Genomic DNA, 24,643 nt, shown 5'->3' with positions numbered 1-24,643 from the left:
AAAATTTATTCCCAATTGAGCAAAAAATAGAACAAATTATTTATTTTCTTTCAAAAATTCTATAATATCATCTGATTCATAAAGATATTCGCCATCATGGAATAGGCAAGGTACTTGTCTTTTGCCACCATTTTCGATTAGATCACGCATAGCGTCACGATCATTTTCAATATTAACTATTTCAATTTCTATATCGTTTTCTTTCATAAAGTTTTCTACTTTTTGGCAGTAAGGGCAAATAGTACCTACAAATAACTTATAATCATTCATTATTTTTCTCCTTAAATTTGTTTTCATAATGTCTTCATTATGGTATATTATACTAATAGTAAGAAAATTTTAAAGGTGGTAAGATGAAATCTAAAGTAATGAGTGTCATTAGATTTTTCCTCATCCTAATAATACTTGCATGTATTGGAATATTGGGAAAAAGACTACTAGATTACAGAACAAATGCAAATAATAATAAAGAATTAGCCAGTGTTGTTAAAGAAGTAGAAGATATGGAGCAAGACGATGGAAATACTTCTGATATGGCTACTGACCCTTGGGAGCAAAAACACCAACATTATATAAAGGTAATGGATGCTCTTGCTAAAAAATATAACAATGATGATATTGTAGGTTTTATGGAAATTCCAGATGTTGGAGTAGCATATCCAATTATGCAAGGACCAGACAATGATTATTATCTACATCGTGGTATAAATAAAGAATATGATATAGCTGGATCGATATTTATTGATATGAATAATAAACCAGACTTTAATGATGACAATACAGTAATATATGGTCACCACTTAGAAATAAACTCAATGTTTACACCACTTGATCAATATAGAAAACAAGAATTTGCGGAAAATCATACAACTATATATTTGGCAACTAGAAGCGAGCTTCGTGAGTATCAAATATTTTCAGCATATGGTATACCTGCTGATTATGCATACAGAACCCTTTATTTTACAAATAGAGATGATGTAGTGCCATATTTTAACCAACTTAGAAGTAATTCGGAAGTTACTCTTCCAAACCATCAATTCAAATCGGATGATCAAATTATTACTCTTTCAACTTGTCAGTATGATTATGCAGATCAAAGACTTGCTATTCATGCAGTTAGGGTGAAATAATGAGATATAAATTTGAAGAAAAAGAAAAAATAAATATAAAAGAAAGTGATGAAGGATTAGTTTTAGTTCATGATTCATTCAATCCAACTCATATTTTTGAGTGTGGTCAGTGTTTTAATTTTTATATAGAAGAAGATGGCTCATACACAGCAGTCCACCTAGGAAAAATTATAAATGTTCTAGAAAGAGAAGATGATATTTTGATTAGAAATATATCTCTTGATGAGTTTTATGATATATTCTATGATTATTTTGACCTAGGAACTGACTATAGAAAGATAAAAGCAAAGTTATCAGAAAATGAAATTTTAAAAACTGCTACAGATTATGGTTATGGAATACGCATATTAAACCAAGAATTGTTTGAAACTGTAATCTCATTTATTATTTCTGCTAATAATGGTATAAGTAGAATAAAAAAATCTATTAGAATCATTAGCGAAAGATATGGAGAGTATATTGGCAAATATATGGGACGAGAATATTATTCATTTCCAAGACCGGAAGTTTTGGCAAAAGTAGATCCATTAGAACTTCGCGAATATGCAAGAGTTGGATTTCGTGATGTAAGAATTGTAGAGGCCAGCAAAATGGTTAGTGACGGTTTTTTAGATTTTAAAGAAGATCAAAAATTAGAAACTAGACAATTAAAAGAAAAATTAATGCAAATGCCAGGTATTGGACCAAAAGTTGCTGATTGTGTGCTCTTATTTACCTATCATAGACGAGAAACTTTTCCGGTAGATGTGTGGATAAAACGTGTTATGGAAACACTTTTTATAGGTCATGACGTTCCAAAAAAACAAGTAGATAATTATGCTCGTGATTATTTTGGAGACCTTGCTGGTTATGCTCAACAATATTTGTTTTACTATGGCAGAGAAGAAAAAATTGGTAAATGAGGCTGTTGCAGAATGAATAAACCATCCTAAAATCATTAGAAGAACCTCCACGGAAATTTTGCCTCCACTAGCCGGCAGGCTATGTAAAAAATTTCTAAGAGAAGCTTCTAATGATGGGACGGTATTTATTCATAGTTTTGCAATAGCCCCATATTTTTTTGCCTAAAAATCTTTTTTGACCGTATAGTAAAAACAAGGAGAGATTAAATGCAAGATATTAAAAAAATTAAAGAACAAACTAAAAATGCTATAGTTGAATTAATTGAAGAAGCATCCTTAAAAGAAAATGATATTTTAGTCTTAGGTGGATCTACAAGCGAAATAGCCGGGGGGACTATAGGTAAGGACTCAAGTCTTGATATTGGAAAAGCAGTTATTGAGGAAATTTTAAAAATAACAAATGATAAAAAAATATATTTAGCTGTCCAATGCTGCGAACATCTAAATCGTGCTATAGTAGTAGAAAGAGAAGTAGCAGAGAAAAATAATTTTGAGATTGTATCAGTTATACCAGCTCTTCATGCAGGTGGAGCAATGTCTGTTGCTGCATATGATCAAATGAATGATCCGGTTTTGATTGAACATGTAGACGCAAAAGCTGGTATAGATATTGGCGATACAGAAATAGGCATGCATGTAAAATTTGTCCAAGTTCCTCTAAGATTAAAAGAAAAGTACATAGGTCAAGCAAGGATAACAGCTCTTAAATCTCGTCCAAAACTTATAGGTGGAGTTAGAGCTATATACGAGTAAATTTCTTGTTATTTATATTTAATATCGTATAATACCTTAGGTTAAAGACAGAAATGAGGAATAATAATGGAAAATTATGATGTGATAGTTGTAGGGGCTGGAGCTGCTGGGGCTTTTATGGCCTATGAGTTTAAAAAATTGAATACTGATAAAAAAGTTTTGGTTATTGACGGGGGTAGGCAAGTAGCTAGTAGAAATTGCCCGATTACTTCTGGTAAAGTAGACCATTGCATTCACTGTGATCCTTGTAATATTATGTATGGTTTTGGTGGAGCTGGTACACTTTCGGATGGAAAATATAATATAACTACAAGTTTTGGTGGAGATCTTCACCAATATATAGGCGATGATAAAGCCATGGAGCTAATGGAGTATGTTGACTCTGTTTTGATGAAATTTGATGGAGGCAATGATTTAGCTCTTTATTCTACAGATAGAAATGATTTAAAAACAAAATGTCTTCAACATGATTTGCACCTTTTGGATGCAAAAGTACGTCACTTTGGTACAGAAAGAAATAAAGTTATTTTACAAAAAATATATGATTATGTAAAAGAGAATATAGACTTTAAGTTTAAAACTATGGTTACAGATGTTTCCTATGAAAATGAATTATACACTGTAAAAACAAATGATGGTAAAATTTTCACTTGTAAAGACCTAGTCTTAGCTGCTGGTCGTTCTGGATCAAAATGGATATCAGAGGTTTGTGATAAATTTAAAGTACCTACCCGCAAAAACCGTGTAGATATAGGAGTGCGTGTAGAAGTACCAGCAGAAGTTTTTAAACACATTACAGATGATGTTTATGAAGCAAAAATAATGTATCAAACTAAACAATACAATGATATAGTGCGAACATTTTGTATGAATCCAAATGGGCAAGTAGTTGTAGAAAATACTAATGGAATCCAAACAGTAAATGGGCATTCATTTACAGACCCATCTTTGCAATCAAAAAATACAAACTTTGCCCTTCTAGTTACAAATAGATTTACAGAACCATTTGAAGATTCTAATGAATATGGGGAATCCATTGCAAGACTTTCCAATATGCTTGGTGGTGGAGTGTTGATGCAAAGATTTGGAGACTTAGTAAAAGGTCGCCGCTCATCAGAAAGACGTATGGCAAAATCATTTACAAAACCAACCTTAAATGCAACAGCAGGAGACTTATCCCTTGTTATGCCTAAAAGACAATTGGATGATATTATAGAAATGATCTATCAATTAGATAAAATTGCACCAGGTATGGCAAATGATGATACCCTTTTATATGGTATAGAAGTTAAATTTTATAATTCTGTAGTAGATGTAGATGGCAACTTTGAAACAAAGCAAAAAGGCTTATACTGTCTAGGAGATGGATCTGGTGTAACACACTCCTTATCCCAAGCATCAGCATCTGGTGTTCAAATGGCTAGAATCTTAACTGAAAGAGAGTAACATGCAATATTTCTATGAACAAATGTCAAAAAAAGATGGAATTATTTTAAGAGGAGTAGTCAATACCCCTGATGATTTTAATCCTAGCAAAAAATATCCAACTGCTATTTTCTATCATGGTTTTGGTGGAGATCGCAATGGTAGTGCTTGGTTTCGTGGACAAAATTCTCAGTATTTAACAGATAGAGGCTACATTACAGTTCGCTTTGATTTTTCTGGGACTAATGAGTCAGACGGTGACTTTTATGATATGACTGTTAGCCGAGAGGAAGAAGAAGCTATAATGATTTATGATTTCACTAAGCTTCGCCAGTTTGTAGATAGAGATAGGATTTATTTAGTTGGGCATTCTTTGGGAGGAGTTATTTCTACCCTTATTGCTCCAAAAGTAAATCCAAAAGCCATAGTACTACTAGCTCCAGCAAGTGATATGAATGATCTTAATTATTTAAAAATAATGGGAATAAACTTTTTAGAAGAAAAATCTGAAGAAGAAATAAAATTAGATAAAAAAGAAATTTTAAAAAAAGCCCATGATTTAGCGGCTGTAGATATTGGTGGTGAAAAACTAAACATAGGATTTTTAAGAGATTTTCTGCCAAAAGATATTTATGGTCAAGCTAGCAAATATCAAGGAAATGTTTTAATTATGCGTGGAACTGAGGATGAATTGGTTTTTAATGATTCCAACGAAAAATTAGAAAAAGCTTATCCGAATGCAAGTTACCAGCAAATAGAAGGGGCAGATCATTCCTTTAAAAATTATGACCATAGGCAAATAATCTTTAAAAAAATGTATGATTTTTTAGAGTCTAATAAATAAAATTCCACCTAAGGGTGGTTTTTTATTGTAAAATACTAGTATTTCAAGATGAAAAATTAGTATTTAAAGTTATAATAAAGGTATGACAAAATTTTTGATTACCACTAGCTTTGGACTAGAAGCCCTCGTTAAAAGACAGCTTTACGATATGGCTTATAAAGACTTTAAGGTTAGTGATGGGATGATTAGCTTAGAAGGCAAATTATCAGATATTTCAAAACTAAATATAAACTTGCGAGAAGCAGATAGAGTCTACCTAGTAGTAGATTCTTTTAAAGCGAGTAATTTTGATGATCTTTTTGAAAAAGTAAAAAATATACCATGGGCAGACTTTTTAGCTAAGGATAATAACTTTATAGTAAATGCAAGAAGTCATAAATCCAAATTATTTTCTTTAAGAACTATTCAATCAGTTAGTGAAAAAGCTATAATTGAGTCTATGAGAGAAAAGTATAAGATAAATCATTTTGAAAAATCTGGATTTAGAGTACAGATAGAAATTATGCTAGATAATGATATAGCTACTATTGCTATAGATACTTCTGGCGAAGGATTACACAAGCGTGGCTACCGTGAGGATACAGTAAAAGCACCTCTTCGTGAAAATTTAGCTGCAGCACTTGTAGATTTATCTTTTTATAATCCAGATAGATTTTTATTTGATGGATTTTGCGGATCGGGAACTATATTAATAGAAGCCGCTCGTAAGGCTCGCAATATTGCCCCTGGCATAGATAGAGATTTTGATTATGAAAAATTTATTTTTATAGATAAAGATCATCATAAAAATGCTAAAAAAGAGGCTCTATCACTTATCAATTATGACAAGAAACTTAATCTACTCGGCTCAGATATATCTGGTAGAGCAGTTAGCCTTGCAAAAAATAATGCTATTAATGCTGGTGTTGAAGAAGATATTTCATTTATTAGTCGTGATATTTCTAATGTAGCCTTAAAGGATGATTATGGAATAATAATTACAAATCCGCCCTATGGCAAAAGACTCTCACAGACTAATACTGATGATATTTATAAAAAGATAAATGATAAGTTTAAAAATATGAACACATGGTCTTGTTATTTTATAACTAGCGATGAAAAATTTGATCAAAAATTTAAAAGAAAACTTTCAAAGAAAAGAAAGCTATATAATGGTGGAGAAAAAGTAGATTTTTACCAATATTATGGCAAAAAACCTGATAATAAGGGAGGAAATAATTGACTGAAAGAAAAAATGGAAAAGACGGAAAAAGAATTGGACTTATAATTCTTTCCGTACTTGTAGCAATTTATTTAATAGGAACAATAATATTTTCAAATATAGCTTTGCCAGGAACATATTTAAATGGCAAAGACATTTCATATGCTTCAAAAAAAGAAGCCCTAGAATCAGCACCAGATGATTTTAGCTTAACTATAAATGCTCGTTCTGATAAAAGTTTAAAAATTAATCCTTCAGATATAGATTATAATGCAGAAGTACCTAGCGATGCAAAAATAGATCAAAATCCATTTACTTGGCCAAGTGCTTTGTTTGGCAATAAAAAAGAAAATTTTGATTTTGACTATAAGGTATCTTATGACAAAGATAAACTTGATAAAGTAATCGATAATTCAAGTTTGATGAGCAATGTTACCGAACCCAAAAATGCAAAAATTGCTATGAAAAATGGAGAATTTTATATTGAAGATGAAGTCCCAGGTAATAAAGTTGATAAGGAAAAATTAAAAAAAGCAGTAATAGATAATATCAATACCAAAAGTAATGAATTAGATTTAGATGATAGCTATTATGTAAATCCAGAAGTCACAAGTAAATCAAAACAAATTAAAGATGCATTATTAGATGCACAAAAATTAAAAGACATGTCAATTAAATTTAATTTCAATGGTTTTGACTTAAAACTTGAAGGAGATTCACTACTTGATTTATTTGACATGAACGATGTAGGTCCAGAATTAAATTATGATAAAGTATATGAATATGCGAAATATCTTGCAAGTGAAACTGATACTTATGGAAAAAATCGTAAATTTAATGCAACAGGAATTGGCGAAATAGTGGTAGGTCCTGGAGTTTATGGTTTTAAACTTGATGTAGAGGGTATGGTTGATAAAATTTATGAACAAGTAAACTCTAGAAAAAGTGGTGTTATCGAACCAGTTTATTCAAATATTGCCTATGTAAGAACAGATGATGGTGGAGATATTGGTGATACCTATGTAGAAGTAGACATTTCTCGTCAACATTTATGGTTCTATAAAGATGGCAATCTAATTGTAGAATCTGATTTAGTTTCAGGAAGACCAGTTGATGGTTGGGCAAGTAATGTTGGAGTTGGACAAATCGTAAATAAAGTTGCTAATACAAAATTAAGAGGCTTAAACTTTGATGGTCAAACTTCATATGAAACACCAGTATCATATTGGATGCCAATAGGTTGGGATGGTGAAGGATTCCACGATGCCCCATGGCGTAGTGCTTTTGGAGGAAATATTTATCTAACAAAAGGATCTCATGGATGTTATAATTTACCACCATCAGTAGCAGGTGCTTTGTTTAAAAATGTAGATTATGTAACTCCGGTTGTAGTTTACGAATCAAGCACAAATAATTCACCAGGGATGGCTTACTAATATAAATTATGATTAAAATAGAAAACTTAAGTTATTCTTATCCAAGTAATGATGAAAAAGAAAGCCATTTTGCTTTAAACGGCATAAACCTTGAGGCCAATAAAGGAGATTTTATTGCTGTTTTAGGACATAATGGATCTGGCAAGTCAACTTTAGGAAAACTTTTGAATGCTCAAATTTTTCCAAGCATAGGTGATATTTGGATAGATGATTTAAATAGTAAAGATGATAATTCAATATGGGACTATAGATCAAAATGTTCAATGGTTTTTCAAAACCCTGATAACCAGATGGTAGCAACTACTGTAGAAGAAGAGGTGGCCTTTGGTGTTGAAAACTTGCAAGTACCAAACCCACAGTTGCGTGAGAGAGTAGACAATGCTATCGAACTTGTTGGCATGAGTGATTTTAAAACGAGAAATCCAGCCAACCTTTCTGGGGGTCAAAAGCAAAGAGTTTCTATAGCTGGTGTAGTTGCTATGATGAGCGACTACATTATTTTTGATGAACCAACTGCTATGCTTGATCCAAAGGGGCGTAAAGACGTTATAAAACTTGTAGAAGAGCTAAATAAAAATTATGGCAAGACAATAATATACATTACCCATTATATGGAAGAAGCAATAATAGCTGATAAAATAATAGTTTTAGATAAGGGTAAAGTTGCCCTAGAAGGCGGGGCTCGTGAAGTTTTTTCTAAAGTCGATCAAATGAAAGCTTTAGGGCTTACAGTTCCACAAGTTACTGAAACTGCCTACGAACTTAGCAAAAAGGGTGTAAAATTTGATAAGCTACCTTTAAGTATTGATGAATTTTTGGAGAGTATATGAATATAGATATAAAAAATGTAGATTATATTTACAATCAAGGTATGCCTGGGGAAGTATATGCTCTAAGAGACATCAATTTAAATATAGGTAGCCATGAAGTTATAGGTTTAATTGGGCAAACAGGATCAGGAAAATCAACGTTAGTACAGCTGTTAAATGGTCTTTTGATTCCATCAAATGGTGATGTCATCGTAGATGGTATCAATACCAAAGATAAGGAAAATCGTAGGAATATACGATTTAAAGTAGGCTTAGTTTTTCAATATCCAGAACATCAACTTTTTGAAGAAACTATTGCAAAGGATGTAGCTTTTGGTCCGACAAATATGGACTTATCAGAAGATGAAGTATATATACGAGTAAAAGAGGCTATGAATAAGGTAGGTCTTGAATATGAAACTTATAAAGATGTTTCACCTTTTGAAATATCTGGTGGTCAACAAAGAAGAGTTGCTGTAGCAGGTATTATATCCATGAATCCAAAAGTTTTGGTATTAGATGAACTTACAGCAGGTCTTGATCCTGCCGGTCGTGAAGAGATTTTTAAAGAGATTATAAGCATTTATGAAAATGACCCAGAACTTACTATTGTCTTAGTTAGCCATTCTATGGAGGATGTAGCAGAGTATGTAGATAGGGTCATTGTTATGAATAAAGGTGAAGTTTATAGTAATGCTTCAACCTATGATACATTTACAAAAGTTGATTTAGAAAAAATTGGTTTAGATGTTCCACAAATTTCTAAATTTATGAGAGCTTATAAAAAACAAGGCAATAATATAAGAGATGATATATATACTATACAAGATGCAGTAGAAGAGCTTAGCAAATATTTAGGAGTAACTGATGAATAAAGTAACAATAGGACAATACTTACCCTTTGATACATTTATGCATAGGTTAGATCCTAGGGTAAAACTTATAGGGGTTTTTGCCTATATCATTACAATATTTTTTGTAGATGACTTTATAACCTTTATTCCATTTGCAATCTTACTTTTTGCTATGCTTTATACCGCAAAAATCCCTGTAAAAAGTGTATTTAAATCCTTAAGGCCTCTATTATTTATTATAATAGTTACAGCGATTATTAACCTTTTTACTGCACCTGGTAATACATTGTTAAGCTTTGGACATTTAACTATTACAGATGAGGGTGTATATAAAACGCTTTTTACAGTTATTAGATTGATATTAATAATACTTTCAACATCTATTTTAACTTATACAACTAGCCCTATGGAGCTTACTTATGGTCTTGAGAAATTATTTTCTCCATTAAAAAGATTTGGATTTCCAGCAGGAGAACTTGCTATGATGATAAGTATCTCTCTTAGATTTATACCAACATTATTTGATGAAGCGAATAAAATAAGAATGGCTCAAATGGCTAGGGGAGCAGATTTTGAATCGGGTAATATAATAAACCGTGCAAAAGCTATGATTCCACTATTAGTTCCACTTTTTATAAATTCATTTAAAAGAAGTGATGAACTAGCTACAGCTATGGAAGCTAGAATGTATAGGATAGGTGAAGAGCGTACAAGGCTAAATGAAATATTTATGGATAAAACGGACTATACTACTCTATATGTGTTTCTTGGATTTTGTGTATTAGTAATTTTAAAACATTATATATGATAAAAAATATACTCTTAAAAATTGCTTATGATGGAACAAATTTTCATGGTTACCAATATCAAGAAGATTTAAGAAACGTAGAAAGTGAAGTCAAAAAAGCAATCCATAAAGTTACTGGAGAAAGTAATCGCATAATTGCAGCAGGTAGGACTGATGCAGGAGTCCATGCCTATGCACAATATGTAAATTTCTTGACAGCTACAAATATTAATCCAAAAGCTTTTAAATATCATATAGAGCCATTTTTACCAGAAGATATCATATCTTTAGAATCCCAAGAAGTAGCTCTAGCTTTTCATGCTAGATTTTCTGCAAAAACAAAAACCTATAAATACGTCATTTGTAGAGATAAGATAGTGCATCCTATTTATAGAAACTATATGGAACAAATTACCTATAATTTGGATTTAGAAAAACTTCAAAAGGGTCTTGATATATTAAAAGGAGAGCATGACTTTAAGGCTTTTATGAGAGTAGATAAGGATTTGAAAATAAATACTGTTCGTACTATAGAAGATGCTTACTTTAGAGAAAATGAAAATAAACTTGAGATATACTTTAAGGGCAATAGCTTTTTGCATAATCAAGTAAGAATTATGACAGGAGCTTTAATTGAGCTAAGCCGAGGAAGACTTAACATAGATGATTTTAGAAGATTTTTTGATCCGAATAATACAAAAAAAGCCAATCCAGCCCTTTCAGCTAGCGGCTTATATTTATGGAGCATAGATTATGAGTGATATGAATGAAGAAAAAAAATCAAAAATTAGTTTTATGGAAGAATTTAAAATATTTTTGCTGATTCTCACAGCGGTTTTTGGATTTTTATATGTGCCAGAAGAAAAATTAATGTTTTTTGCTTTTTTTTCTTCCATATTATTAATTATAGCGACAATATACATAAAAGATAGGGGCTTAAATTTTACAAAACACATATTAAATATCCTTATAAGCCTATATAATATAATTAGTTTGTTTTTTATGGTACAATATTTTATATCAAAAGATGTAGAAACCAAAGTATATGAAAAATTATTAATGCCTTTTTTTAATAATGCTAGCTTTAATATTCCACTTATAATATGGATTTTTGTCCTTACTTTGTTTTTACAAATTTTACAATATCAGTTAAATAAGCCTAAGGGAGAAACCTATGGAAGATAATAATAAAAATAATAATCAAGAAGAGCTATACGATCCAGAACTTGAAGAAATTTTAGATGAAGAAAGTAAGAATCAAAGCAAAAGAAGAAAAAAAACAGAAAGTTTAAATCGTAAAAATCTTTTAATAGCTGTCCTAGTAGTTATTATTTTAATAGCTGCTCTTTACTTTGTAAATAAAAAACAAAATTCTGATCCGAATGAAAGCCAAACATCTGAAGTTATAGATCAAAATTCATATAATGAATCTACAATAATGCGTGTAGATTTAGATCAAGTAAATAAAATTAATATTGATTTGGATACTGTGGATATTCGTATACAACGTTCAAATACAAATCCTTATATTGAATATACCAAATTATCTAAGGGTGATGAGGATGAATATTCTATAGATGTTTCTTATGAAAATGGTAATCTAAATCTAAAATCCGATATCAAGGGTAAGGAACTAAATATGAAAAATAAGGTGCCTATCCTTAGGATATTTTTGCCAATGGATAAAAACTTAGATGAAATAAAAGCAAACATCAAAGCAGGAGATGTTAAAGTAACTGATCTTGAAGTAAGAAATTTAGATTTAAATGTAAAGTCAGGTAATATCGGTTTTGAAAATTCATTTTTTGGTGGAAGTGTATCAACTGAGTCGGGAGATATTATTTTTGACAAATCAGAACTTTTAGATACAAAACTTTCAACAAATACTGGAGATATTATCGTAAATGATAGTAAATTAGGCACTAAATCGGATTTTACTACTCAAACAGGAGATATTATAATTAGCTCAACAGATGCTATAGATAATTACAATGTAAAAGCAAGTTTAGAAGTGGGTAATTTTGTTTTGGGTAATATTTCATATAGAAATATAAAAGATGGCTTTAGTAAAAATAATAAAGCACAAAAAGACATCACTTTAAAAACAAAAGTTGGTGATATAAGCTTCAATAAAGGAGAAGGGGCTATCCTTGAAGAAGAAGAATATATCACTAATAAAAGTTCTAGAGATAGCGATGGTGAAGAGGATGATCAAACAGGTCAAGACCAAGAACAAAGCGAAGAAAAAACTCAAACTGATACAAATCAAGAAGAAAATAAAGAAGATTTAACTGAAGATTCAAAAGAAGATGTAAATCAAGAAAATAATAGTGAAAATAAAGTTAATGAAACTGAAGAAAAAGATAATTAAGTTCTTAGGAGCTTAATTATTTTTTTTAGGATTAATTATGACAGAAAATTTATTAAAAGAAAACTTAAAAAAATATTTTGGATACGAAACTTTTCGAGCAGGCCAAGAAGAAATAATTACTAATATTTTAGATGGTAATGATGTACTGGGAGTTCTACCTACCGGTGGGGGAAAATCTATTTGCTATCAATTACCAGCAATGATTATGGAAGGAATTACTCTGGTTATTTCTCCACTGATATCACTTATGAAAGATCAGGTAGATGCTTTAAATGAAAATGGAATTAGCTCAGCTTACATAAATTCCACTTTAAATAAAGATGAATACAAAAAAACTTTAAGTGACATTAGCCGTGGCAATATAAAATTATTATATATTTCACCAGAGCGTTTAGAAAATGACTTTTTTATAGATTTTATAAAAAGTTTAAATATAAATTTTGTTGCGGTAGATGAGGCACATTGCATTAGCCAGTGGGGACATGATTTTAGACCGGCTTATAAAATAATACCATCCATATATGAAGTTTTGGGAGATATACCAGTAGCAGCTTTTACAGCTACGGCTACTAAAGAAGTGCGCGATGATATTATAAAAAATTTAGAGCTTAATACTCCCTTTGTAAAAGTAACAGGTTTTGATAGGGAAAACTTAACCTACATTGTAGAAAAACCTAAGGATAAGCTAAGATTTCTAAAAACATACTTGAAGAATCATAAAGATAAATCAGGTATAATTTATGCATCAACTAGAAAAAAAGTAGATGAAGTCTATAAATCTTTGAAAAAAATGAACCTAGATGTAAGTAAATACCATGCAGGTCTTGCTGAAAAAACAAGAATCAAAAACCAAGATGACTTTATTTATGATCGCAAAAAAATAATTGTAGCAACCAATGCTTTTGGTATGGGTATTGATAAGAGTAACGTAAGATATGTTATACACTATAATATGCCCAAGGATATGGAGTCTTACTACCAAGAAGCAGGACGTGCAGGTCGAGATGGAGAAGATGCTGATTGCATTTTACTTTACAATGCTCAAGATATTATTATCAACAAATTTTTGATAAATCAGACTAATAATTTTGCTTTCAAAAGATATCAGTTAGAAAAGCTACAGATTATTATAAACTATGTAAATACAAGCAATTGTCTTAGAGCTTTTATTTTAGATTATTTTGGTAGTGAAAGCATGGACTTTTGTGATAATTGTTCAAACTGTTTAAGTAAAGTAGATAAAATTGATGCCACAATCGATAGCCAAAAAATATTATCTTGCATTTATAGGCTAGATCAAAGATATGGTTCAAAAACAGTTGTTGATTGCCTAAAAGGATCTAAAAATAAAAATGCACGTGAGAAAAATTTATCTAGCCTTTCTACTTTTGCCATTATGAAAGAAAAAGATGAGAAATATATAAAGGATCTAATAGGGACTTTGATTGCAGATGGATATATAAGAGTAAGTGGTGGACAATATCCTATTTTAAAGTTAACAGAAAAATCAAAAGATGTTCTTTTTGATAATGAAAAAGTATTTGTATTTGAAAATAAAACTGATCCAGTAAAACAAATGGAAAACAAAACAATTAATCGAAGAGACTATGATGATAAATTATTTAACCACCTTAAAAAAGTTAGGTTAGAATTGTCCAAGGATAGAAATATACCCCCATTTATAATATTCTCAGATGCATCTTTAAAAGATATGGCAACTTTAAAACCTCAAACAGAACAAGCATTCTTAGAGATAAAAGGTGTTGGTGATAAAAAACTTCTTCAGTACGGAGATATATTTATAGCAGAAATTTCAGAATTTATTAGTGATAGTAATTGATAAGATTGCAAAAAAAGTAAGAAAGTTTTATAATGATAAGCAAGGCTAGGGGTGCTTAAGCTGAGAAGTCAACAGACTAACCCTTTAACTTGATGCGGTTAAAATCGTCGTAAGGAAGCAAGAGATTATTTTGGGGCTGTTGCAAAACTATGAATAACTATCGTCCCATCATTAGAAGTTTATCTTAGGAAACTTTACCTCCCATGACCGGTGGGTCAATTTTAGCCTGACGGCTCGTTTAGGTAAAATTTCTGTGGAGGTTCTTCTATTGATTTTGGTACGGTTTATTCATTCTGCAACAGTCCCTTTTTTATTTAAGGAGGATTTATGCAAGGATCAATAGCAATTCAAGTTTTACCTGAAACTGATAGAGAAGATATTTTTAATAAAGTTGATAAGGTAATTGCCTATATAGATCAAACTGGCTTAGACTACGAAGTTGGAGCATTTGAAACTACTGTTGATGGAGAATTTGATGAGCTTATGGATATTATCAAAAAAGCTCACGAACTTATGCTTGAGGAAGATATGGATGGAGTAAATTGTTACATAAAAACAAGTTTTAGAAAAAATGGAGATGGATGGTCTATTGAAGACAAGACAAAAAAATACAGGAAATAAACTTATACCTATTGGATTATTTATACTTATTCTTATCATCTGGCAATATATAGTTGCTAAAGGCAAGGTAGAAAGATATATATTGCCAGCTCCATCAGATATTATAAAAGTATTTAAAACAGAATCAGCTATACTTTTTGAACACTCACTAGTAACTATGAATGAAACCATAATTGGTCTTTTGATAGGAATTATGCTTGGATTTATCCTTGCAATCTTAATGGATAGATTTAATTTTGTTAGAAGTGCTTTTTATCCTTTTATAGTTTTATCACAAACTATACCAACTGTATCAATAGCGCCAATACTTGTAATTTGGTTTGGCTATGAGATGCTACCAAAAGTTATTTTGATAGTTCTAACTACTTTTTATCCTATAGCTATGGGAGTATATGATGCCTTACAACAAATTGATAGTGACTATATGGTTTTACTAGATAGTATGAAAGCTAGTTCATTTGATAAATATAAGTACGCAAAAATCCCTATGATAGGTCCAAATTTTTTCTCATCATTAAAAATTTCTACCTCATATGCAGTGATAGCAGCGGTAGTTTCAGAATGGCTTGGTGGATTCAAAGGACTTGGTGTTTATATGACCAGGGTTAGAAAAGCTTACGCCCTTGATAAGATGTTTGCGGTTATATTAATAACATCTCTATTAAGTATGGTTTTGGTTGGAATTGTAACTATAATTGAAAGATCCATTTTAAAATGGAATTATGTAGATAAAGAGGAATAGAATATGCAAAAAAGATTAATACCAGCTGTATTTGCATTAGTAATGGGACTTACAGCTTGTTCAAATAATCAAGATGTAAATAAAGCTGATGATAAAAATACAGTTACTAGTGATAATAATAAAAAGTCTAGTAGGAAAGCAGAAAATAAGAGTGATGAAGTTGTAAAAGAAGAAAAAGATCCAGATACAAATGAACTCAAAAAAGTAACGGTTGTTCTTGATTACACACCAAATACAAATCATACAGGACTTTATGTTGCAAAAGAGAAAGGATATTTCAAAGAAAAAGGCATAGATGTAGATATAGTTCAACCACCAGAAAATGGTGCAGAAGCCTTAGTTGCATCAGGAAAAGCAGATTTTGGTGTTTCTTACCAAGATAGCATGGCAAATGTTTTAGCTGGTGATGCCAAAATGCCTATCACAGCAATAGCAGCTATTATTCAACACAACACTTCTGGAATTATGGCACGTACAAATGAAGGAATAGATAGACCAAAAGGTCTTGAAGGAAAGAGATACTCAACTTGGAATTCTCCAGTTGAATTAAATACTATCAAAAAAGTTATGGAAGTAGATGGTGGAGATTTTGACAAACTTAGCCTTATACCATCTACTCCACTTGATGAAGTAGCAGCTTTAAAAGAAAAACAAACAGATGCTATTTGGGTTTTTGAAGGATGGGGCAAAGTAAACGCTGATATAAAAGATTATCCAGTGGATTATTGGAACTTTAAAGATATAGATGATACATTTGATTTTTATACTCCAGTATTAATTGCAAATAACAGTACAATTGAAAATGACAAAGAATTAGTCCAAGACTTTGTAGATGCAACACGCAAAGGTTATGAATATGCAATTGATAACCCAAAAGAATCTGCAGATATACTTTTAGAAAATGATGATTCCCTAGACAAAGACCTAGTTTATGCATCACAAAAATTTTTAAGCAAAGAATATAAAAAAGATACTGACAAGTGGGGTATCTTTGATAAAGAAAGATGGGCAAAGTACTATACTTGGCTAAATGACAATGACCTTGTGGATGAAAAATTAGATGTAAACTCAGGGTTTACTAACGAATTTGTAGAATGAATGTATTAAAACTAGATAATATTTATAAATCATTTGGAGAAAAAGATGTGCTCAATGGCATATCTTTTTCTGTTGATAAAGGAGAAATTATTGGCTTACTTGGCGTAAGTGGGAGCGGTAAATCAACCATTTTTAATATAATTTCAGGAAATTTACTCCCTAACCAAGGTAAAGTTTTTATAAAGGGTGAGCAGACAACAGGAGAAACTGGCCATGTTTCATATATGCTTCAAAAAGATTTGCTTTTTGATCACATGAAAGTTATAGATAATGCTGCTTTGCCCCTTAGAATAAAAGGAGTAAGCAAAAATGAGGCTAGAAAAGAGGCAAGTTCATATTTTAAAGAATTTGGTTTGGAAAATCAAGATAATAAATACCCTAGAGAATTATCAGGTGGCATGAGACAGAGGGTAGCACTTCTTAGAACATATTTAAATAAAGAACCCTTAATCTTACTTGATGAACCATTTTCGGCTTTAGATCAGCTTACAAAAAATAAACTACACACTTGGTTTTTAGATATTATTAAAAAATATGATATGACAGGCATTTTTATAAGCCATGATATAGATGAAGCCATTTATTTATCAGATAGAATATTAATTTTAAAAACAGATGGAAAATTACATGACCAAATAGTCATCAAAGAAAAAAATAGAAATGAAGATTTTAAGCTTTCAGAAGAATTTTTAGCTTACAAAAGAGAAATTGTAAATAAACTTAATGAGAATTAAAAGATTCGGTATGGTTACCGAATCTTTTTTTACAATAATGTAACTCCCTTATTTTCTAGAGCCATTCTGTAATCATCTGGCCAATAAGAAACTTGTACTTCACCAATGTGAGCTTTTTGTAAAAAGAACATACAAAGTCTTGATTGACCTATACCGCCACCAACGGTTTGAGGTAATTTGCCATCAATTAGCATTTGGTGGTAGTTATATTTTAATCTATCAAGTTTATCGGATTGTTTTAATTGTTCGTTTAATCTATCAGGATTTACTCTAATACCCATAGATGATAATTCTAATTGATCATCTAAAATAGGGTTATAAACTATTAAATCGCCATTTAGTAACCAATCATCATAGTCTGGTGCTCTATTATCGTGTTTTTTGCCATTTGAAAGAGTAGTTCCGATTTGCATTAAAAATATAGCACCATATTCTTTAACTGCAAGTCTTTCACGCTCTGTAGAATCTTCTATATCAGGATACTTGTCTAAAAGTTCTTGACTAGTTATAAATGTAATTTGATCTTTTAATAGTTTGTGCCTTTGTGGAACTAAGTTGCAAAGATATTCATCCAAAGATTTTAAAGTACGATAAATAACATTTACTACTTTTTTTAAATACTCTTCGCTGCGTTCATCATCTTGCATTATTAATTCCCAGTCCCATTGGTCTACATAAAATGAATGTGTATTATCAGGAACCTCACAACGACGTATAGCATTCATATCTGTATATAGACCCTCATGCATTTTAAAATTGTAATTTTTTAGGGCATAGCGTTTCCATTTTGCAAGAGAGTGAACTATTTCAAGTTCTTCATTATTTGCTTCTGGTACATCAAAAATAACTGGACCTTCAAAACCGTTTAAGTTATCATTTAGACCTGAGTCTGTTGATACAAATAAAGGTGCAGATACTCTTTTTAAATTTAAATTATTTGCCAAATTTATTTGAAAGTAATCTTTTATTTCTTTTATTAGCAATTGTGTAGTATATAAATCTGGATCTGATATGTACCCTTCTGGTACTATTATTTTGCTCATATAAAACCTCTTTTTCTCTGTAATTACTTAATGATTATAATTTTTTACAATTTGTTGTCAAGGATAACGTTTTTAGCTACTCATTTTTAATAAAATTTTATATTTTACCAATTATATACAAAAATTTTTTATAAAATTGTTATAAAATAAAAACAGATTATTATTAAGGAGGTTAATCTGTCGGCTGTTACTTTTTATATTTAAATGTTAAGGAGAGATAATGGATAAAAATTATTCTAATTTATTTACTAATGATGGAACTATTAGTTTAAAACAATCATTGCCTCTAGCTTTTGAACACCTTATTGCAATGATTGCAGGTTGTATAGCACCAACTTTAATTTTTGCAGGAGCTGCAGGACTTACATATGCTGATTCTATTTTGTTGGTACAAATGTCTTTAATTGGTTCTGCTTTAACAACTCTTTTAATTATTATGGCTCCAGCACATCTTATTGGAAATAAACTCCCTATGATATATGGGGTAAGTTTTTCTTATGTTCCAACTATGATTGCACTTGCTAATCAGTTTCAAAACTTGGGTTCTAAAGGTATCGTTGCTATTGTTTTGGGAGCACAATTAATTGCTGCTATTGTTTCTTTTATTTTTGGATTTGCTCTTAAATATGTTTTGCCATATTTCCCACCACTAGTAGCTGGTACTGTTGTTTTATCAATAGGTCTTTCACTATACCCAGTAGCTTTAAATTATATGGGTGGTGGTGGAGATGTTAGTATGGCTGGTTGGGGATCATGGCAATATTGGTTTATTGCAGCTGTTACCCTTCTTGCAAATATTATATTCACCCATTTTGGTAAGGGAATGGTTTCTTTAGCATCAGTTTTACTTTCAATGATTGTTGGCTATATTTTGGCATTTTTTATGGGATATGTAGATTTGACTCCTGTAAGTGATGCAAATTGGTTTTCTTTTATAAGACCAATGTATTTTGGTATAAAATTTGAGCCATCAGCTATAGCTGCCTTTATAATTATTTTCATAGTTTCTTGTATTGAAGGTATAGGAGATATGAACTCAACAACTATAGGTGGTATGGATAGACCGGCAACAGATGATGAGTTGCGTGGAGGAATAATGGGTTTTTCTCTAGCTAATATGCTTGGAGCGTTTATTGGTACTCTACCAACAGCAACTTTTTCCCAAAATGCAGGTATTGTTTCTATTAATAAGGTAATTAACAAAAAAGTATTTATTACTTCATCTATTATGATTTTAATAGCAGGTCTTGTACCAAAATTCTCATCGCTTTTACTTACAATTCCTTATCCAGTTATAGGTGGAGCTACTATTTCAGTTTTTGCAGCTATAACAATGAATGGAATTAGAATGATAACTAGCCAACCACTTTCTATGAGGAATACATATATAGTAGGTGTATCTGTTGCAATCGGATTTGGTTTTACACAGGTTGTTACTGCAGCTCATAATGCAGGAGTAACATTTATGCCAGAAAGTTTAGAAGTAGCTATAGGGTCATCACCAGTAGTTCTTACAACTTTATTTGCCTTTTTAATGAACCTAGCTATACCAGAAAAAGAAGAAGATAAGGCTTGATGTTTTAAAATTTTTAAGTGGGTATATAGATAATGTAGGAAAAGCTAATGTTAAGGGCGAATTTTACATAAACTTTACAAAACTTTAAAATAGATTAAATAAAGTTTATGTAGAATACTGAAGTAAAGAAATATATGGAAACTATAAGGAGATTTTTCATGACACTTAAAAATTCAAAAATTATTGCTGCAGCACTATCCCTAGGATTAGTTCTAACAGCATGTGGTAACAATAACGAAGATAATAAAGCTGAAGATCAAAATTCTACAGAAACAACAGATAATGCAGCTGAAACAACTGATGATTCTAACAAAGAAGATGAAAAAACAGATGATACAGCTGATGAAGCAAAAGATGATGATAAATCAGAAGACTCTGATACAGCTAATGCTGAAGACTATGACTTTACAGTAGTATCAAGAGAAGATGGTTCAGGTACAAGAGGAGCTTTCATCGAACTTGTTGGTCTTGAAGAAGAAGCTTCAGACGGAAGCAAAGAAGATAAAACAACTACAGACGCTGTTGTTCAAAACTCAACAAACGGAGTTATGACAACTGTGGCTCAAGATCCAACTGCTATAGGATATATATCACTTGGTTCATTAAATGATACAGTAAAAGCAGTTAAAGTTGAAGGTATAGAAGCAACAGAAGAAAATATCGAATCTGGAGATTACAAAATCTCAAGACCATTCAACCTTGCATACAAAGAAGATGGACTAGATGATGTTTCTAAAGACTTCTTAGATTACTGTCTATCAAAAGAAGCTCAAGATATTGTAAAGGAAGAAGGCTATGTACCTTTAAAAGAAGCTGAAGAATACAAAGCTCCAGAAGGATTAAAAGGATCAATCACAGTAGCAGGTTCTACATCTGTAACTCCATTAATGGAAAAATTCATCGAAGCATACCAAGAACTTAACCCAGATGTAAGCATTGAATTACAATCTAATGGTTCATCTGCAGGCATTGAAGCAGTTATTGATGGAGCAGCAAATATTGCTATGGCTTCAAGAGACTTAAAAGATGAAGAAAAAGATGAATTGAAACCAGAAGTAATCGCAACAGACGGAATCGCTGTTATTGTTAATAAAGATAGCAAAGTTGAAGACTTAACAGTAGATCAACTTAAAGACATCTTTTCAGGCGAACTTAAAAATACTGGAGATTTAAACTAAAAAAATGAAAAATACAAAGGAAAGATTTGGTGAAATCTTATTCCTTATATCAGCAGCAATGTCCGTAATACTTATATTTTTAATTATATTCTTTATCTTTAGATCAGGAATAAAATTCGTAAGTAAATACGGACTTGTTCCGTTTATAACGGGAGAAAAATGGGCGCCTACAGCAAAACCAGCAAGCTTTGGAATCTTGCCTATGATTGTAGGCTCTCTTATTGTTACAGGCTTATCCACTCTGATAGCCCTACCATTTGGTCTAGCAGTGTCTATATTTATGGCTTATTATGCTGATAAAAGTTATAACTTTCTCAAATCATTAATAAATTTATTGGCAGCTATCCCTTCAGTAGTATATGGTTTCTTTGCTATGGTTGTATTAGCACCTAGAATTGGCAAAATATTCCATACAGCTCAATTTAATATGCTCACAGCATCTATATTGCTAAGTATTATGATTTTACCTACCATGGTAAATATTTCAGAAAACTCTCTTCGCCAAGTACCAAAAGTATTTTATACTGGATCTCTAGCACTTGGGGCTACAAAAGAAGAAACTATTCATCATGTTATGATTCCTTATGCTAAAAGCGGTATTTTTTCTTCAATAATCCTAGCTATTGGTCGTGCTATAGGTGAAACAATGGCGGTTTACTTAGTTGTAGGTAACCAACCAAGAATGCCAGGTTCTATTTTAGATGGATCTCGTACATTAACAACAAATATCGTTCTTGAAATGGGTTACGCATCTGGTATGCACAGAGAATCGTTAATTGCAACAGGCATGGTTTTATTCTTCTTTATTTTATTAATAAATATTATATTTAATATCATAAGAAGTAAAAACCAACAAAAGTATTAATTATTAACTAGGAGTATATATGACTAAAGCTTATAAAATTTTTGTATGGCTATTTACAGTATTGGCATATGCTTTTGGTGGGATAATTATTCTTTACATCTTAACTCAAGGTATACCAAACATATCGCCTTCACTTTTTGAATGGAAATACACTTCAACTAACGTTTCAATAATGCCATCATTGATAGCGACATTATTTACTATAATTTTAACATTACTTATTACTTTACCTATTGGTATTTTTACAGCTATATACTTATCAAATTATGCTGAGAACAAATATGCAATAAAAGCTGTAAGATTTGCTACTGAAATTTTATCTTCAATTCCATCTATTGTTTATGGATTATTTGGATATTTATTTTTCGTAACAGATGCAAATTTAGGTTTAGGTATGGGGTATTCTCTAATAGCTGGTTGTCTTACAGTAGCTATTATGATTTTGCCAACAATAATTAGAACTACAGAAGAAGCGATTTTAACAGTAAATCCACTTCAAGCTCATGCTTCTCTAGCTCTTGGTGCTACAAAAATACAAACTATTTTTAAAGTTGTATTACCAGAAGCCATGGATGGTATTCTAGGTGGTATATTCCTAGCAACAGGAAGAATTGTTGGAGAATCAGCAGCATTAATTTATACAATGGGTACCCAACCATCTATACCAAAAAATGTAGGAAGTTCAGCAAGAACACTAGCAGTACACATGTATATGCTTTCTTCAGAGGGTTTCCACGTAAATGAAGCTTACGCTACTGCAGTTTTACTATTGGTATTCGTTATATTAATTAACTGGATATCAGGAAAAATTACTAAAAGCTTAGTTAACTAAGAGGAGAAATAAATGGATAAAAAGACATTCGGACCTTCCGATAAAAGAAAGGCTAGAGTAGATGAAAATCTAGAAAATAATTCAGATGTAAATGATAAAAATACATCTGATATTAGTGAGGTTAATAAAACTAATATTGATACAGCTTCTAATCTAGATAATGCTCAAAAATCTGATAGCAAATCAGTGCATACACTTGATCTAAAAAATAAATACTCTGATCTCGAAACAGCCATTTTAGTAAAAGATCTTGACTTATACTATGGTGACTTTAAAGCACTAAAAAAAGTAAATATGGATATTAAAAAAGGTCAAGTTACAGCTTTTATAGGACCATCAGGTTGTGGTAAATCAACAACTCTAAAATGTTTTAACAGAATGAATGACCTTGTAAAAAATTGTAAAATAGACGGTCTTATAGAAATAAATGGAAGAGATATTTACAAGCCAGATGTAGACGTTGTAAAATTACGTCGCAACGTAGGTATGGTTTTCCAAACACCAAACCCATTTTCAAAATCAGTTTACGACAATTTAACTTATGGACCAAAACTAGATGGTATTAAAGATAAGGATTCTCTTGATGAGATAGTAGAAACATCTTTAAAACAAGCTGCAATCTGGGATGAAGTAAAAGATAAATTAGATCAAAATGCTCTTTCATTTTCAGGTGGTCAACAACAAAGAATTTGTATAGCAAGAACACTTTCTGTAAAACCTGAAATTGTTTTAATGGATGAACCAACCTCAGCGCTAGATCCTATTTCTACATCTTCAATAGAAGATTTGATGCAAGATTTAAAAGAACAATATACAATAGTTATTGTAACTCACAATATGCAACAAGCAGCTCGTATATCAGATCAAACTGCATTTTTCTTAACAGGAGAAGTTATAGAAATGGATGATACAAAACAAATCTTCGAAGATCCTAGAGATAAGAGAACAGAAGATTATATCACAGGAAGGTTTGGCTAATATGAGAACAAGATATAGACAAGATCTAGATTCTATTAGAAATATGAGCAATGAACTAATGGAGCTTGTTATTCTTTGCTATGACAAAGTAGATTTATTTTTAGAAAATAATAATAAGAAGAATTTAGAAGAAATAATTGAACTAAATGATGATATTAGACGCAATGCAGCTGATGTAGAGAGATTTTGTTTTGAACTACTAGCTCTACAACAACCAGTAGCCAGAGATTTGAGATTTTTACAAATGTCTATTAAGCTTGCTTCAACTTTTAAAAGAATAGCAAGTCATCTTGCCCAAGCTTCTATGATAATGATAGAATATCCACTTACAGAAGAAGAAGTTGATTTTGTAAAAAGATTTATTTCTAATCAAAAACAAATGGCTAGTGATAGTATAAATAGCTTCATCAATAATGATAATGACCTAGGTCTTAAAACTATCGAAGATGATGAAGTAAATAATAAGCTATTTGTAGAAGCGGTAAATTATATAGCTGATTTAAATAAAAATAATAGTATAGGTGCTATTGAACTTTCTGAAAAAGTTCTACTTTATAAATATTTCGAAAGACTAGGCGATCGCTTAGCAAGAGTCGGCGATTTAGCTACGAGGCTGTAATA

The 24,643-nt window shown here is 31.1% G+C and carries 26 protein-coding genes and 1 riboswitch; of the genes, 24 read left to right on the top strand and 2 right to left on the bottom strand.

Annotated elements, in window-relative coordinates; genetic code table 11:
* Positions 1-36: 36 nt before the first annotated feature.
* On the bottom strand, positions 37-270 hold the full coding sequence (locus DY249_RS05990; protein ID WP_101539372.1) for a glutaredoxin family protein: 234 nt from the start codon (positions 268-270) through the stop codon (positions 37-39).
* Between the two features lie 83 nt (positions 271-353).
* On the opposite strand from DY249_RS05990, the gene srtB reads away from it, so the two are divergent.
* From srtB to DY249_RS05900, 18 genes are all read left to right on the top strand, one after another.
* Positions 354-1,133 (top strand): class B sortase, encoded by a 780-nt coding sequence (gene srtB / locus DY249_RS05985; RefSeq protein WP_101539371.1) that lies wholly within the window; start codon positions 354-356, stop codon positions 1,131-1,133.
* Positions 1,130-2,035 carry a DNA-3-methyladenine glycosylase family protein gene (locus DY249_RS05980; RefSeq protein ID WP_115595515.1) on the top strand — a complete coding sequence of 302 codons (906 nt, stop codon included), beginning with the start codon at positions 1,130-1,132 and terminating at the stop codon, positions 2,033-2,035. The genes srtB and DY249_RS05980 overlap by 4 nt, the downstream gene beginning before the upstream one ends.
* A 207-nt stretch (positions 2,036-2,242) precedes the next feature.
* Entirely contained in the window at positions 2,243-2,788 is a 546-nt protein-coding gene (locus DY249_RS05975) for a TIGR01440 family protein (protein WP_101539369.1), read from the top strand.
* 66 nt (positions 2,789-2,854) lie between these two features.
* Positions 2,855-4,234, top strand: coding sequence for an NAD(P)/FAD-dependent oxidoreductase (locus tag DY249_RS05970; protein WP_101539368.1), 1,380 nt, complete (start codon positions 2,855-2,857; stop codon positions 4,232-4,234).
* Between the two features lies 1 nt (position 4,235).
* Complete coding sequence (locus DY249_RS05965) at positions 4,236-5,057, top strand: alpha/beta hydrolase family protein (protein WP_115595514.1); 822 nt, start codon at positions 4,236-4,238, stop codon at positions 5,055-5,057.
* Positions 5,058-5,139: 82 nt separating this feature from the next.
* Positions 5,140-6,279, top strand: a complete 1,140-nt coding sequence (locus tag DY249_RS05960; RefSeq protein WP_115595513.1) for a THUMP domain-containing class I SAM-dependent RNA methyltransferase — start codon at positions 5,140-5,142, stop codon at positions 6,277-6,279.
* Positions 6,276-7,694 carry a L,D-transpeptidase family protein gene (locus tag DY249_RS05955; RefSeq protein ID WP_245943540.1) on the top strand — a complete coding sequence of 473 codons (1,419 nt, stop codon included), beginning with the start codon at positions 6,276-6,278 and terminating at the stop codon, positions 7,692-7,694. Before DY249_RS05960 ends, DY249_RS05955 begins: the two co-directional genes overlap by 4 nt.
* 8 nt (positions 7,695-7,702) lie before the next feature.
* Complete coding sequence (locus tag DY249_RS05950; RefSeq protein WP_115595512.1) at positions 7,703-8,524, top strand: energy-coupling factor transporter ATPase; 822 nt, start codon at positions 7,703-7,705, stop codon at positions 8,522-8,524.
* Positions 8,521-9,378 (top strand): energy-coupling factor transporter ATPase, encoded by an 858-nt coding sequence (locus DY249_RS05945; protein WP_115595511.1) that lies wholly within the window; start codon positions 8,521-8,523, stop codon positions 9,376-9,378. The genes DY249_RS05950 and DY249_RS05945 overlap by 4 nt, the downstream gene beginning before the upstream one ends.
* Entirely contained in the window at positions 9,371-10,165 is a 795-nt protein-coding gene (locus DY249_RS05940) for an energy-coupling factor transporter transmembrane component T family protein (protein WP_101539363.1), read from the top strand. Before DY249_RS05945 ends, DY249_RS05940 begins: the two co-directional genes overlap by 8 nt.
* Positions 10,162-10,905 (top strand): tRNA pseudouridine(38-40) synthase TruA, encoded by a 744-nt coding sequence (gene truA / locus DY249_RS05935; protein WP_115595510.1) that lies wholly within the window; start codon positions 10,162-10,164, stop codon positions 10,903-10,905. Before DY249_RS05940 ends, truA begins: the two co-directional genes overlap by 4 nt.
* Positions 10,898-11,329 (top strand): hypothetical protein, encoded by a 432-nt coding sequence (locus tag DY249_RS05930; RefSeq protein ID WP_115595509.1) that lies wholly within the window; start codon positions 10,898-10,900, stop codon positions 11,327-11,329. Before truA ends, DY249_RS05930 begins: the two co-directional genes overlap by 8 nt.
* A complete protein-coding gene (locus tag DY249_RS05925) occupies positions 11,319-12,515 on the top strand; it encodes a DUF4097 family beta strand repeat-containing protein (RefSeq protein ID WP_115595508.1) in 1,197 nt (398 codons plus the stop codon). The genes DY249_RS05930 and DY249_RS05925 overlap by 11 nt, the downstream gene beginning before the upstream one ends.
* A gap of 37 nt (positions 12,516-12,552) precedes the next feature.
* Positions 12,553-14,355, top strand: a complete 1,803-nt coding sequence (recQ, locus tag DY249_RS05920) for a DNA helicase RecQ (RefSeq protein WP_115595507.1) — start codon at positions 12,553-12,555, stop codon at positions 14,353-14,355.
* Between the two features lie 37 nt (positions 14,356-14,392).
* Positions 14,393-14,488, top strand: a riboswitch (TPP riboswitch).
* Between the two features lie 194 nt (positions 14,489-14,682).
* Positions 14,683-14,976: a thiamine-binding protein gene (locus tag DY249_RS05915; protein WP_101539358.1), complete on the top strand. Its 294-nt coding sequence runs from the start codon at positions 14,683-14,685 to the stop codon at positions 14,974-14,976.
* The gene (locus DY249_RS05910; RefSeq protein ID WP_245943538.1) at positions 14,945-15,718 is read left to right on the top strand and encodes an ABC transporter permease; all 774 of its coding nucleotides are present in this window, start codon (positions 14,945-14,947) and stop codon (positions 15,716-15,718) included. The genes DY249_RS05915 and DY249_RS05910 overlap by 32 nt, the downstream gene beginning before the upstream one ends.
* Before the next feature lie 3 nt (positions 15,719-15,721).
* Positions 15,722-16,816, top strand: a complete 1,095-nt coding sequence (locus DY249_RS05905) for an ABC transporter substrate-binding protein (protein ID WP_115595505.1) — start codon at positions 15,722-15,724, stop codon at positions 16,814-16,816.
* On the top strand, positions 16,813-17,550 hold the full coding sequence (locus DY249_RS05900) for an ABC transporter ATP-binding protein (RefSeq protein ID WP_101539355.1): 738 nt from the start codon (positions 16,813-16,815) through the stop codon (positions 17,548-17,550). Before DY249_RS05905 ends, DY249_RS05900 begins: the two co-directional genes overlap by 4 nt.
* 29 nt (positions 17,551-17,579) lie before the next feature.
* Here DY249_RS05900 and asnA read toward each other — a convergent pair whose 3' ends face one another.
* Positions 17,580-18,593: an aspartate--ammonia ligase gene (asnA, locus tag DY249_RS05895; protein WP_115595504.1), complete on the bottom strand. Its 1,014-nt coding sequence runs from the start codon at positions 18,591-18,593 to the stop codon at positions 17,580-17,582.
* Between the two features lie 220 nt (positions 18,594-18,813).
* On the opposite strand from asnA, the gene DY249_RS05890 reads away from it, so the two are divergent.
* The 6 genes from DY249_RS05890 to DY249_RS05865 all read left to right on the top strand — a co-directional run bounded on the left by DY249_RS05890 (position 18,814) and on the right by DY249_RS05865 (position 24,641).
* Positions 18,814-20,169, top strand: coding sequence for a uracil-xanthine permease family protein (locus DY249_RS05890; protein ID WP_115595503.1), 1,356 nt, complete (start codon positions 18,814-18,816; stop codon positions 20,167-20,169).
* Positions 20,170-20,327: 158 nt separating this feature from the next.
* Positions 20,328-21,347: a substrate-binding domain-containing protein gene (locus DY249_RS05885; RefSeq protein WP_101539352.1), complete on the top strand. Its 1,020-nt coding sequence runs from the start codon at positions 20,328-20,330 to the stop codon at positions 21,345-21,347.
* Between the two features lie 4 nt (positions 21,348-21,351).
* Positions 21,352-22,212, top strand: a complete 861-nt coding sequence (gene pstC / locus DY249_RS05880) for a phosphate ABC transporter permease subunit PstC (RefSeq protein WP_101539351.1) — start codon at positions 21,352-21,354, stop codon at positions 22,210-22,212.
* A gap of 19 nt (positions 22,213-22,231) precedes the next feature.
* Positions 22,232-23,044, top strand: a complete 813-nt coding sequence (gene pstA, locus DY249_RS05875; RefSeq protein WP_101539350.1) for a phosphate ABC transporter permease PstA — start codon at positions 22,232-22,234, stop codon at positions 23,042-23,044.
* 186 nt (positions 23,045-23,230) lie between these two features.
* Positions 23,231-24,022, top strand: coding sequence for a phosphate ABC transporter ATP-binding protein PstB (gene pstB, locus DY249_RS05870; protein ID WP_172540097.1), 792 nt, complete (start codon positions 23,231-23,233; stop codon positions 24,020-24,022).
* Between the two features lies 1 nt (position 24,023).
* Complete coding sequence (locus DY249_RS05865; RefSeq protein ID WP_115595502.1) at positions 24,024-24,641, top strand: phosphate signaling complex PhoU family protein; 618 nt, start codon at positions 24,024-24,026, stop codon at positions 24,639-24,641.
* The last annotated feature ends 2 nt before the right edge of the window (positions 24,642-24,643 follow it).

The organism is Anaerococcus octavius (genome assembly GCF_900445265.1).
Taxonomy (GTDB): Bacteria; Bacillota; Clostridia; order Tissierellales; family Peptoniphilaceae; genus Anaerococcus; species Anaerococcus octavius.
Note: the sequence above shows the minus strand (reverse complement) of the source record. Positions and strands in the feature narration are given on the sequence as shown.

What these genes read in the sequence shown, in the direction of transcription:
- DY249_RS05925 (WP_115595508.1), top strand. Translation starts at nt 11,319, where the DNA reads ATGGAAGATAATAATAAAAATAATAATCAAGAAGAGCTATACGATCCA.
- pstA (WP_101539350.1), top strand. Translation starts at nt 22,232, where the DNA reads ATGACTAAAGCTTATAAAATTTTTGTATGGCTATTTACAGTATTGGCA.
- DY249_RS05945 (WP_115595511.1), top strand. Translation starts at nt 8,521, where the DNA reads ATGAATATAGATATAAAAAATGTAGATTATATTTACAATCAAGGTATG.
- recQ (WP_115595507.1), top strand. Translation starts at nt 12,553, where the DNA reads ATGACAGAAAATTTATTAAAAGAAAACTTAAAAAAATATTTTGGATAC.
- DY249_RS05900 (WP_101539355.1), top strand. Translation starts at nt 16,813, where the DNA reads ATGAATGTATTAAAACTAGATAATATTTATAAATCATTTGGAGAAAAA.
- DY249_RS05975 (WP_101539369.1), top strand. Translation starts at nt 2,243, where the DNA reads ATGCAAGATATTAAAAAAATTAAAGAACAAACTAAAAATGCTATAGTT.
- pstC (WP_101539351.1), top strand. Translation starts at nt 21,352, where the DNA reads ATGAAAAATACAAAGGAAAGATTTGGTGAAATCTTATTCCTTATATCA.
- DY249_RS05915 (WP_101539358.1), top strand. Translation starts at nt 14,683, where the DNA reads ATGCAAGGATCAATAGCAATTCAAGTTTTACCTGAAACTGATAGAGAA.
- DY249_RS05940 (WP_101539363.1), top strand. Translation starts at nt 9,371, where the DNA reads ATGAATAAAGTAACAATAGGACAATACTTACCCTTTGATACATTTATG.
- DY249_RS05885 (WP_101539352.1), top strand. Translation starts at nt 20,328, where the DNA reads ATGACACTTAAAAATTCAAAAATTATTGCTGCAGCACTATCCCTAGGA.
- asnA (WP_115595504.1), bottom strand. Translation starts at nt 18,593, where the DNA reads ATGAGCAAAATAATAGTACCAGAAGGGTACATATCAGATCCAGATTTA.
- DY249_RS05970 (WP_101539368.1), top strand. Translation starts at nt 2,855, where the DNA reads ATGGAAAATTATGATGTGATAGTTGTAGGGGCTGGAGCTGCTGGGGCT.
- srtB (WP_101539371.1), top strand. Translation starts at nt 354, where the DNA reads ATGAAATCTAAAGTAATGAGTGTCATTAGATTTTTCCTCATCCTAATA.
- truA (WP_115595510.1), top strand. Translation starts at nt 10,162, where the DNA reads ATGATAAAAAATATACTCTTAAAAATTGCTTATGATGGAACAAATTTT.
- DY249_RS05990 (WP_101539372.1), bottom strand. Translation starts at nt 270, where the DNA reads ATGAATGATTATAAGTTATTTGTAGGTACTATTTGCCCTTACTGCCAA.
- DY249_RS05930 (WP_115595509.1), top strand. Translation starts at nt 10,898, where the DNA reads ATGAGTGATATGAATGAAGAAAAAAAATCAAAAATTAGTTTTATGGAA.
- DY249_RS05965 (WP_115595514.1), top strand. Translation starts at nt 4,236, where the DNA reads ATGCAATATTTCTATGAACAAATGTCAAAAAAAGATGGAATTATTTTA.
- DY249_RS05950 (WP_115595512.1), top strand. Translation starts at nt 7,703, where the DNA reads ATGATTAAAATAGAAAACTTAAGTTATTCTTATCCAAGTAATGATGAA.
- DY249_RS05890 (WP_115595503.1), top strand. Translation starts at nt 18,814, where the DNA reads ATGGATAAAAATTATTCTAATTTATTTACTAATGATGGAACTATTAGT.
- DY249_RS05865 (WP_115595502.1), top strand. Translation starts at nt 24,024, where the DNA reads ATGAGAACAAGATATAGACAAGATCTAGATTCTATTAGAAATATGAGC.
- DY249_RS05960 (WP_115595513.1), top strand. Translation starts at nt 5,140, where the DNA reads ATGACAAAATTTTTGATTACCACTAGCTTTGGACTAGAAGCCCTCGTT.
- DY249_RS05905 (WP_115595505.1), top strand. Translation starts at nt 15,722, where the DNA reads ATGCAAAAAAGATTAATACCAGCTGTATTTGCATTAGTAATGGGACTT.